This window comes from Craterilacuibacter sp. RT1T (assembly GCF_023502145.1).
In the GTDB taxonomy this organism is placed as follows: domain Bacteria; phylum Pseudomonadota; class Gammaproteobacteria; order Burkholderiales; family Chromobacteriaceae; genus Craterilacuibacter.
In genome coordinates, this window is sequence record NZ_JAMFLI010000025.1 from 1 (window position 1) to 1,757 (window position 1,757).

2 protein-coding genes are annotated in these 1,757 nt (G+C 59.4%); both read left to right on the forward strand.

Features of this window, described 5'->3' with window-relative positions; genetic code table 11:
• Positions 1-931: NAD(P)(+) transhydrogenase (Re/Si-specific) subunit beta (locus M3P88_RS15770; RefSeq protein ID WP_249616946.1), on the forward strand; the 931-nt coding region annotated here is incomplete at its 5' end.
• A 288-nt stretch (positions 932-1,219) separates the two neighbouring features.
• The gene (locus tag M3P88_RS15775) at positions 1,220-1,579 is read left to right on the forward strand and encodes a COG4315 family predicted lipoprotein (RefSeq protein ID WP_249616947.1); all 360 of its coding nucleotides are present in this window, start codon (positions 1,220-1,222) and stop codon (positions 1,577-1,579) included.
• Positions 1,580-1,757: the final 178 nt, after the last annotated feature.

Here is a 1,757-nt window from a genome sequence, read left to right on the forward strand (position 1 = left end):
TAAGGCAGTGACCTTCTCCGGCCAGCACTTGCTGAACCTGGTACTCGCCATCGCCATGGTTGGCTTTGGCGTGGTGTACTTCGTGACCGACGCGCACGCCGCCTTCCTCGCCATGGTGGCGGTTGCGCTGGTGCTGGGGGTGACGCTGATCATCCCGATCGGCGGCGCCGACATGCCGGTGGTGGTGTCGATGCTGAACTCGTACTCGGGTTGGGCGGCAGCCGGTATCGGCTTTACCCTGAACAACCCGGTGCTGATCATTGCCGGTGCTTGCGTCGGCGCTTCCGGTGCCATCCTGTCCTACATCATGTGTAAGGCGATGAACCGCTCCATCGTCTCGGTGCTGTTAGGTGGCTTTGGTGCCGAAGCCGCCGCCGGTGGCGGCGCGGCTTCCGGCCCGAAGAACTACAAGTCCGGTTCGGCTGAAGATGCGGCTTTCCTGATGAGCAACGCCGACAGCGTGATCATCGTGCCGGGCTACGGCCTGGCGGTATCGCGCGCCCAGCATGCGCTGCAGGAATTCGCCAACATCCTGACCGAGAAGGGCGTCAATGTGCGCTACGCCATCCACCCGGTGGCCGGGCGGATGCCGGGGCATATGAACGTGCTGTTGGCCGAAGCCGAAGTGCCGTACGAGCAGGTGCAGGAGATGGAAGAGATCAACTCCGACTTCTCCAACACCGACGTGGTGCTGGTGATCGGTGCCAACGACGTGGTCAACCCGGCCGCGCTGAAGGACAAGGCCAGCCCGATCTACGGTATGCCGATTCTGGAAGCGCACAAGGCGCGTACCGTGATCGTGGTCAAGCGCTCGATGAGCGTGGGCTACGCTGGCCTCGACAACGAACTCTTTTACATGGACAAGACCATGATGGTGTTCGGTGACGCCAAGAAGGTGGTGGAAGAGCTGGTCAAGGGCGTGGAGCACTAAGAATCTGTTCACGATCTGCTGCGCATCGGCGATACGGCGTTAAAAACAGCTTCGAAATGCTCATGTAGCACCGGTACATTCTGCTTTCTCAGCCGTTTTCGCCTTGTCTCGCCCTCGCTCGCGAGAGCGTGAACACGCTCTAAGCCCGCCCAACAAAAGCCCGTCGCAGTGCGACGGGCTTTTTGTCGGGTACGGCCTGCATTATGCATGGGGACTCTTGTACTGTACTAGCATCAATCCAGTGTGCCTTTCCGGCACCCGCTGCATGGTAAACAGAAGGAGTTTGTGATGAAAACCCGTTTGCTGCTGATTTCTTTGCTGCTTGCCGGTAGTGTCGAGGCGGCCCCGCCCAAAACTGCTGCCGGCGTACTGACCGATGGGCAGGGCATGACCCTGTATGTATTCGATAAAGATGTGCCGGCTTCGGCTAAAAGCGTATGCAATGGGCCTTGTGCTGCTAACTGGCCGCCGCTACTGGTTGTGGCCGACGATGTGCCTAGCGGTGATTTTTCTGCGGTAGTGCGTGAAGACGGCAACCGGCAGTGGGCCTATAAAGGCCGGCCGCTGTACCGCTGGGTGCAAGACCAGAAGCCGGGCGATACCAGCGGCGATGGTGTCAACCAGGTTTGGCATAGCGCCAAACCGTGAGAATAAAGCCCGGCACTTAGAACCTGTTCACGATCTGCTGCGCATCGGCGATACGGCGTTAAAAACAGCTTCGAAATGCTCATGTACCACCTGTACATTCCGCTTTCTCAGCCGTTTTCGCCTTGTCTCGCCCTCGCTCGCGAGATCGTGAACACGCTCTTAGCGCGGTGCGTCGAGA